9 protein-coding genes and 1 pseudogene are annotated in these 7,990 nt (G+C 50.6%); all 10 read left to right on the top strand.

Going from position 1 to position 7,990, the window contains the following annotated elements; all coding sequences use genetic code 11:
* The first annotated feature begins 278 nt into the window (after positions 1-278).
* The 10 genes and pseudogenes from hisZ to hisC all read left to right on the top strand — a co-directional run bounded on the left by hisZ (position 279) and on the right by hisC (position 7,960).
* Positions 279-1,430, top strand: a complete 1,152-nt coding sequence (gene hisZ / locus KGF70_RS15945) for an ATP phosphoribosyltransferase regulatory subunit (protein ID WP_216769533.1) — start codon at positions 279-281, stop codon at positions 1,428-1,430.
* Entirely contained in the window at positions 1,423-2,079 is a 657-nt protein-coding gene (gene hisG, locus KGF70_RS15940) for an ATP phosphoribosyltransferase (RefSeq protein ID WP_003639306.1), read from the top strand. The genes hisZ and hisG overlap by 8 nt, the downstream gene beginning before the upstream one ends.
* Positions 2,079-3,365: a histidinol dehydrogenase gene (gene hisD / locus KGF70_RS15935; protein WP_088770983.1), complete on the top strand. Its 1,287-nt coding sequence runs from the start codon at positions 2,079-2,081 to the stop codon at positions 3,363-3,365. The genes hisG and hisD overlap by 1 nt, the downstream gene beginning before the upstream one ends.
* A gap of 69 nt (positions 3,366-3,434) precedes the next feature.
* Positions 3,435-4,019, top strand: a complete 585-nt coding sequence (hisB, locus tag KGF70_RS15930; RefSeq protein ID WP_050339506.1) for an imidazoleglycerol-phosphate dehydratase HisB — start codon at positions 3,435-3,437, stop codon at positions 4,017-4,019.
* Positions 4,019-4,645 carry an imidazole glycerol phosphate synthase subunit HisH gene (gene hisH, locus KGF70_RS15925; protein WP_216769531.1) on the top strand — a complete coding sequence of 209 codons (627 nt, stop codon included), beginning with the start codon at positions 4,019-4,021 and terminating at the stop codon, positions 4,643-4,645. Before hisB ends, hisH begins: the two co-directional genes overlap by 1 nt.
* Positions 4,626-5,342, top strand: a complete 717-nt coding sequence (gene hisA, locus KGF70_RS15920) for a 1-(5-phosphoribosyl)-5-[(5-phosphoribosylamino)methylideneamino]imidazole-4-carboxamide isomerase (RefSeq protein ID WP_050339504.1) — start codon at positions 4,626-4,628, stop codon at positions 5,340-5,342. Before hisH ends, hisA begins: the two co-directional genes overlap by 20 nt.
* Positions 5,339-6,097 (top strand): imidazole glycerol phosphate synthase subunit HisF, encoded by a 759-nt coding sequence (hisF, locus tag KGF70_RS15915; protein WP_105920797.1) that lies wholly within the window; start codon positions 5,339-5,341, stop codon positions 6,095-6,097. Before hisA ends, hisF begins: the two co-directional genes overlap by 4 nt.
* Complete coding sequence (hisI, locus tag KGF70_RS15910; protein WP_105920798.1) at positions 6,094-6,405, top strand: phosphoribosyl-AMP cyclohydrolase; 312 nt, start codon at positions 6,094-6,096, stop codon at positions 6,403-6,405. The genes hisF and hisI overlap by 4 nt, the downstream gene beginning before the upstream one ends.
* Positions 6,406-6,589: 184 nt before the next feature.
* Positions 6,590-6,881, top strand: a pseudogene (hisE, locus tag KGF70_RS15905) (phosphoribosyl-ATP diphosphatase).
* A gap of 11 nt (positions 6,882-6,892) precedes the next feature.
* Entirely contained in the window at positions 6,893-7,960 is a 1,068-nt protein-coding gene (gene hisC, locus KGF70_RS15900) for a histidinol-phosphate transaminase (protein ID WP_216769529.1), read from the top strand.
* Positions 7,961-7,990: the final 30 nt, after the last annotated feature.

Below are 7,990 nucleotides of genomic sequence, written 5' to 3'. Positions count from 1 at the left end.
TAGCCGAATTGGTTTCGTTATCCAAGTTGACTTGATCAACATGAGGTCTGCCGTGCGAGCGGTAGATAAAATAAGGTGGAACCACGCGAAAACGTCCTTTTAGCACATTGCTAAGAGGGCGTTTTTTTAGCTTCAACGGTTCGCTCAAGTCATTGCTTGCGGGGAAAACGCGGTATCGCGGTAGGTGCGCAAACAGTTGATTAAAGTGTTTAATCGATAACAAAGTGAATTAATTCTGATTAGTTTGAATAATAACGACGTTTTAGGAGGCGTAAATTATGTTGAAACATTTATTACCATTAGGAACCCGGGATGAATTTGGTCGGCGGGCACGGACGAAGCAACACCTGATCGCGGTGATCCAAGCCCATTTCAAGCAACGGGGGCTCGCGCCAATTGCAACGCCGTTATTAGAGAATGAAGCGGTATTTGATCCGTACCAGATGGGCAATTATCAGCTCTACCGGTTATTTAGCAATGACGGTCGCACGTTGGTCTTACGGCCAGACATGACTTTACCCGTCGCTCGCTTCATTAGCGCGACCAACGTGCCGTTACCACAAAAGTTCGGCTACGTCGGTGATATCTTCCGAGTGAGTCGCCAATTATCTGGCTCATATAACCAAATTACGCAAGCGGGGGTCGAATTAGTTGGTTATGCCTCGTTGAAAGCAGAGTTTGAATGTTTGACGATTGCTAACCAGCTTTCAAGCGAACTGATTGCCGATGCCGTCGAAATCGAATTAGGGGATGCCCAGTTTGCGCAACGGGTCGTCGCCAGTTTGACCAGCGATGATGCAGCCCAACAGGCTATTTTAACCGCCTTGTTCGACAAGCAAGTGCCACGCTACACGAATTTGATTGCCAAGTACCGTGCCCAACCTTTATATGATTTTCTCAAAGCCTGGCCACGGTTGTTTGGACGACTAGAACGGATCTTCAAAGAATTAGCCGCAGCACCACTACCGGCAAGCGTCCAACCAAGTCTTAAGCGCCTGCAAACAGTGGTGGCCTGGATGCAAAAGACGATGCCAGCACAAGCCGTTTCAGTGGACCTGAGTAGTCAAGCCCCACAAAAATACTATACTGGCCTGACTTTTCGGGGTTATTCACAAGCAGGTGCCGGCTACCTGTTCAGCGGTGGTCGTTATGACAAACTACTGACGAACTTTCAAGCGGAAGCAGAACCGTCCGTCGGGATGGGGCTAAACGTCGACTTGTTAACGACTTTAGCCACCGACCAACAGACCGCTTACGCCGAACAATTGATTTACTTTGAACCTGAACAATGGCCACAAGCGGAGGCCTACTTAGCAAAACAACCGCACGCCATTTTGAGTTTGGCGGATGACTTAGCAGGGGCGCGCATCGAAGCACAACGTTTGAATGCGCAACTGATTGATTTAACTGGAGGTGTGACCAATGACTGAACCACGTTTGAAAATTGCGTTGACCAAGGGCCGCGTTGAACAACAAGTCCTCCCATTATTGGAACAGGCCGGACTGGATTGTTCGCAAGTCCGCAATAAGCAGCGCCGATTGATTTTTGATTCCAAGACCCAACCCTATGAGTTTATTTTGGCAAAGGGGCCAGACGTCACGACCTTCCTCGAACGGGGCGCTGCCGATATCGGTATCGTTGGTAGTGATATTTTGACCGAACACGAGAGTACCCAGTACGAATTGTTAGATCTGGGCGTGGGCAAGTGCCAATTCGTGTTGGCATCGACCGCCGACTTCGATCCGGTCGCACCACGGCGCAAGATCATCGGCACCAAGTACCCCCTGATTACCCAACGTTATTTTGATCGTTTGGGTCAAGACGTTGAAATTATTAAGATTGAAGGCTCGGTCGAATTAGCACCGTTGACCGGTTTGGCGGATGCCATCGTCGACATCACCGAGACGGGGACCACGATTCGTGAGAACCATTTACAAATTTATGACTATTTACAACCAGTTTCGACCCGGTTAGTGGTCAACCGCTTAGCGCTCAAACAGCAACAAACCGCCATTTATGACTTAGTTGATCGGTTAGCTGCAGTGGTCGCCGCGAATAATCCAAAGGAGTTTGCCTAATGAAAATTATTAATGAAGATTTAGCCAGTTTAAAACGTTTAGTTCAAACCAAGACCCAACAGTTGACCGATTTAAAGGTTGAATCCGCGGTACGCGATATTATTGCCAACGTGATCAAAAACGGCGATGCGGCCGTCAAGGATTACGAAGCCCAGTTCGATCAGGTTAAGCTGACCGACTTCAAGCTATCACAAGCCGTGATTGATGACGCCTATGACAATTTGGATCCCAAAGTGAAGGATGCCTTGTTATTAGCCAAACGCAACATTACCAGTTTCCACGAAAAGGAAAAGGCAACAGGCTTTATTGATGCTGAACAACCTGGCGTCCTACGGGGACAAAAGTTACTGCCACTCAATCGGGTCGGTTTATACGTTCCAGGTGGCACTGCCGCTTATCCATCAACATTACTGATGAGTGCCTTACCGGCCAAAATCGCGGGTGTCAATGAAGTCATCATGGTCACCCCGCCACAAGTCGACGGCATTAATCCCGCCGTGCTGGCCGCAGCAAAAATCGCCGGTGTCGACGCGATTTATCAAGTTGGTGGCGCTCAAGCCATCGCCGCGTTAGCCTACGGGACTGAAACGATTCCGGCGGTCGACAAAATTATCGGCCCTGGAAACATCTTTGTGGCAACAGCCAAGAAACAAGTCTTTGGTCAGGTGGCCATCGACATGGTGGCCGGGCCATCAGAAATCGGTATCTTAGCGGATGATTCCGCGGATCCCCGTCAGTTAGCGGCTGATTTATTGAGCCAAGCTGAACATGACAAGCGGGCACGGCCGATCTTGATTACCGATAGTGCGGATTTAGCCCAAGCGGTGAGTGACAATGTGACGTCACAATTGAACGTGTTGCCACGTGAAGACATTGCCACGGCGGCTGTCAATGAAAAAGGGTTTATCGCGGTGGTCTCGAAGGTCGAAGACATGTTTGACCTGATGAACACAGTGGCGCCCGAACACTTGGAAGTTCAATTGAAGAATCCGACGCAGTACTTGAACCTGATCAAAAATGCGGGTTCCGTCTTCTTAGGCCGGTACGCCTCCGAACCACTCGGAGACTACGTTGCGGGTCCCAACCACATCCTGCCAACTAGTGGGACGGCGCGGTTCTCGTCACCGCTCGGCGTGTATGATTTCGTTAAGCGGACGTCCTTTATTCAATACACCAAAGACGCCTTAGCCAAAGAAGCGCCCGCAATCACGACTTTAGCGCGGGTCGAAGGCTTGGAAGGCCACGCTCGTGCAATCGAGAGTCGGTTTGACACTTACTATGATTAAGACCTGCTAATTGTTGGTTGGTGCCGGCGACTAACAGCCAGCCGGTTATGAGACGAGGAGGAAATGCACATGCGACAAGCAACGATTAAACGTGAAACTAAGGAAACACAGATTGAAATTAGTTTGAATTTAGACGAACAGAGTGGCATTGAAATTGATACGGGCATCGGCTTTTTGAACCACATGTTGAACCTATTTGCTAAGCACGGTCGCTTTGGGTTAGTCGTCAAGTGCCACGGTGACTTGGATGTTGATCCGCACCACACGACGGAAGATACCGGCATCGTGCTCGGCGAGTGCTTCAAGCAAGCCTTGGGTGACAAGCAGGGCATCGAACGGTACGGCACCGAGTTTGTGCCAATGGATGAAACCTTGGGCCAGGTCAGCGTTGACTTGAGCGGGCGGTCCTACTTAGTCTTTGACGCCGAACTCACGAATCCGCGACTCGGTGGTCTAGATACTGAAACGGTTGAAGACTTCTTTCAAGCCGTCGCATTTGCCGCCGAGATGAATTTACACGCACGCATCTTATACGGGCGCAATACCCACCATAAAGTTGAAAGTTTGTTCAAAGCGTTTGGTCGTGCCATGCGGGCGGCCGTGACGATCAATCCTGAAATTCAGGGGGTCAACTCCACGAAAGGCGTGATTTAATGTTCGCAATCGTCGATTATGATACGGGCAACACCCGTAATCTGAAGAAAGCCTTTGATTACTTACAAGTGCCGACCGTTTTGACTGCCGACCCACAACAGTTGGCGAGTGCCGATGCCGTTATTCTACCAGGGGTCGGGGCGTTTGCTGCGGCGATGGATGCCTTAAAAGAACGGCAGCTCGTCGGCGTGTTGCAGGAACTGGCTCAAAACGGTAAGCCGATTTTAGGGATTTGTTTGGGCATGCAACTGCTATTTGAGAGCAGCTCGGAGTACGGCGAACATGCCGGTCTGGGACTACTACGCGGCCACGTCACTGCCATTCCGGATGACTTGAACGTCAAAGTGCCACAGATGGGCTGGAATCAAAATGACCTCCAACGTCCAAACAGTGCCTTTGCCAGCATCGATGCCGCTTATACTTATTTCGTTCACTCCTACTATGCCGTTTGTCCGCGCGCTGAAATCGTGGCGACCGTGGAACATGGGGTGACGGTACCCAGCATCGTGCAACGCCAAAATGTGATTGGCATGCAGTTTCACCCTGAGAAGAGTGGTCAGGTCGGATTACAACAACTAGCAGCTTTTAAGGAAATGGTGAGTGCAAATGATTTTTCCAGCAATTGATTTACGAGCCGGCCAGAGTGTTCGACTCTACCAAGGTGATTTTAAACAGGCGACGCTGATCAATCCGGATCCGGTGGCCCAAGCGCAACAAATTAACGCGGCCGGATTGACCCACCTCCACATGGTCGACTTGGATGGCGCCAAATCGGGACAGCCTGAAAATTATGCCACGATTGCCGCAATTCGCAAGGCTTTTAAGGGTACCATCGAATTAGGCGGTGGGATTCGGACCTATGAACTCGCGACCCGTTATTTGAAACTCGGCATCGACCGTCTGATTTTAGGGTCGGTGGCGTTGACGGACCCTGAGTTGGTCAAACGACTCTTGGCCGAATTTGGCGGTGAACGAATCGTCATCGGCATCGATGGGACGGATGGTTACGTCGCCATCAAGGGCTGGTTGGAACAGTCGCAAACGAAGATGAGTACCTTGATGAAAGCCATGACGGCCAGTGGCGCCCGCCACTTTATCGTGACTGACGTTGCTCGTGATGGCACGATGCAGGGACCTAACTTAGGCTTGTACGAAGAATTGCAAGCCCAGGTACCAACTGCAAATCTAATTGCCAGCGGTGGAATTCGCGATTTGACGGATGTCCAAGTCTTGCAAGCCAGTGGGTTTAAAGATGTCATCATCGGTAAGGCACTGGCTCAGGGTGGCGTGACCCTGGCAGCATTAGCGGAGGTGGAAGCATGATAGCCAAACGAATTATTCCCTGTCTGGATGTTGCCGATGGACGCGTTAAAAAGGGCGTTAATTTTGTCAATCTGACTGATGTTGGCGATCCAGTCGAAATTGCCGCTGCGTATCAACAACAGGGGGCCGACGAACTGGTCTTCTTAGACATCGCGGCGACTAATGAACACCGTGAGACGATGGCAACGATGGTCGAACAGGTCTCCGCACAAGTCTTCATGCCACTGACGATTGGTGGCGGCATCACCAGTGTGGCGGATATGCAACGGATTCTGCGGGCTGGGGCGGATAAAACGGCCATTAATTCGGCAGCGGTTGCCAATCCTGACTTGATTCGGGCCGGAGCTGAAAAATTCGGCAATCAGTGTATCGTGGTCGCTATCGACGCCGCCTGGGATGAGCAAGCTCAGCAGTATCGCGTTTATACCCACGGTGGTCAGCAAGCGACTGATTTAGATGCAATCGAATGGGCCAAACAAGCCGTCGACTTAGGCGCTGGTGAGTTGTTGGTGACTAGCATGGATCGCGATGGCACGAAAGCCGGATTTGATACCAAGCTTTATCAGGCGCTTGGTGCAGCGGTCAACGTGCCAATCATCGCCAGCGGGGGTGCCGGCAACCTGCAAGACTTTGTCGATGTGTTCGCAGATACAACGGTCGATGGAGCGCTTGCTGCTTCCGTCTTTCATTTCGGTGAGTTGACGATTGCGGATGTTAAAGCCGCCTTAAAGGAAAGTGGGGTCGTGGTTCGATGAAACCAGATTTTGAGAAGGGTAATGGCTTACTCACGACGGTCGTAACGGACGCCGATACCAAGGACGTCTTGATGGTCGCGTGGATGAACGCCGAAAGTTACCAACGAACGTTAAGTTCCGGGCAAACGTGGTTTTGGTCACGCTCACGCCAAGAACTCTGGCACAAGGGTGAAACGAGTGGCAATGTTCAAGACGTTGTCAATATGACGCTGGATTGTGACCAAGATACGTTGCTAGTCTCAGTCCATCCCCACGGGCCAGCTTGTCACACCGGCCACACGAGTTGTTTTTTCAACCCGGTCAAGTAGTTGGTGAAGTGCCAGATTAACACGGTGTTTGCCCGATGACGCATGGCCAGTGTTTTAGCCAGTGTGCGCGTTAGCAAACCGGCAATCGATAATGTTCAGTAAATGTGACGGTCAGTATCTTAATTGATGATGCTGACCGAGTTAACAAATGAGAGCTATATAATAGAAGAAAGTGGTGTCGAATATGCAAAACATGGAAGAATTATATGAACTGATCAAACAACGGAAAGCAACGCCTAAGAAGGGGTCTTACACGGACTACCTGTTCACTAAGGGGCTCGACAAGATTTTGAAAAAGGTCGGCGAAGAATCCTGGCGACGATGAATTGACCTATGAAACGGCCGACTTACTTTATCACGTGCTCGTGCTTCTCGTCGAACGCGGCGTTAGTTTTGACCAGATCAAGACTGAACTCGCCAAGCGTGAAGGCAAGATGAGTGATTACAAGGATCGTCCTGAAATCAAGAACTTATAGGAGGTAGTTGGATGAAAGCAAGCATCGAACAGTTAGCAGCCTATGTGCCAGAAAAACCATTAGCCACGTTGCAAGCCGAATTGGGTTTACCACGGTTGGTGCGGTTATCAGCCAACGAAAATCCATACGGGACCTCGCCAGCGGTGGCGACTGCGATTAAAAATTGGGACTTTACTCAGAGTAATCGTTATCCGGATGCGGATGCTCAAGCCTTGCGTACGGCGGTCGCTAAGCAACAACGGATCGACCCGGCCAGCATCGTGTTTAGCGTTGGCCTTGATGAAATGATCGTGATGTTATCGCGGACGTTCTTGGGGGCTGGTGACCAAGTCATCGTCTCTGCACCGACCTTTTCAGAGTACGGCCTGCACGCTGAAATCGAGGATGCCAAGCTAGTCAGCGTGCCAACTTTAGCCAACGATCACGTTGACTTCAAAGCGTTAGCTGCCGCAATCACGCCGCAGGTCAAGATGGTCTGGTTATGCAATCCCAATAATCCGACTGGAACGGTGGAATCGTTAGCCGACATTGAAGCCTTCATCCAGCAGGTTCCCCAAGAGACGATGGTGTTGATCGACGAAGCATACATTGATTATGCAGCTGATGCGGCACAGGTGACCGCGATGGAGCTGCCCGCCAAATACGAGAATGTCGTTGTCATGCGGACCTTTTCTAAAGCATACGGACTCGCCAATTTCCGCGTCAGCTATGCGGTCTTCAATCAACGGTATGCGGCGACGATGCAGACCGTTCGCTTGCCATACAATGTGAACTCGTTGGCCCAGGTCGCTGCCTTGGCGGCACTTAATGATCCCGATTTTGTGGCAGCCACTGTCCAAAAAAATGCGACTGAACGGGCTAAGTGGACAAAATTCTTTGACGAACGTCAAATTACTTACGACCAATCTGGCGCTAACTTTATCTTCTTTGAGTACCCAGATGCCGACCGCCTCGCCGATTATTTATTACACCACGGTTACCTGATTCGGACCGGGTTACGGCCAGGGTGGCTAGGCCTGACGATTGGGACGGCGGCCGATAATCAAGCGTTACAACAATTAATCGCTGCGTTTTCGTAATTAACGCGATTGACAAAAAAACGATTTAGA

The sequence above is a fragment of the Lactiplantibacillus sp. 7.2.4 genome (assembly GCF_018991185.1).
GTDB lineage: Bacteria > Bacillota > Bacilli > Lactobacillales > Lactobacillaceae > Lactiplantibacillus > Lactiplantibacillus pentosus.
The sequence above is the reverse complement of the archived record's forward strand: the minus strand, read 5'-3'. Positions and strand labels throughout refer to the sequence as shown.

Bases quoted from the DNA above. Each gene is read 5' to 3' on its own strand.
- hisZ (WP_216769533.1), top strand. From the start codon at position 279: ATGTTGAAACATTTATTACCATTAGGAACCCGGGATGAATTTGGTCGG.
- hisG (WP_003639306.1), top strand. From the start codon at position 1,423: ATGACTGAACCACGTTTGAAAATTGCGTTGACCAAGGGCCGCGTTGAA.
- hisD (WP_088770983.1), top strand. From the start codon at position 2,079: ATGAAAATTATTAATGAAGATTTAGCCAGTTTAAAACGTTTAGTTCAA.
- hisB (WP_050339506.1), top strand. From the start codon at position 3,435: ATGCGACAAGCAACGATTAAACGTGAAACTAAGGAAACACAGATTGAA.
- hisH (WP_216769531.1), top strand. From the start codon at position 4,019: ATGTTCGCAATCGTCGATTATGATACGGGCAACACCCGTAATCTGAAG.
- hisA (WP_050339504.1), top strand. From the start codon at position 4,626: ATGATTTTTCCAGCAATTGATTTACGAGCCGGCCAGAGTGTTCGACTC.
- hisF (WP_105920797.1), top strand. From the start codon at position 5,339: ATGATAGCCAAACGAATTATTCCCTGTCTGGATGTTGCCGATGGACGC.
- hisI (WP_105920798.1), top strand. From the start codon at position 6,094: ATGAAACCAGATTTTGAGAAGGGTAATGGCTTACTCACGACGGTCGTA.
- hisC (WP_216769529.1), top strand. From the start codon at position 6,893: ATGAAAGCAAGCATCGAACAGTTAGCAGCCTATGTGCCAGAAAAACCA.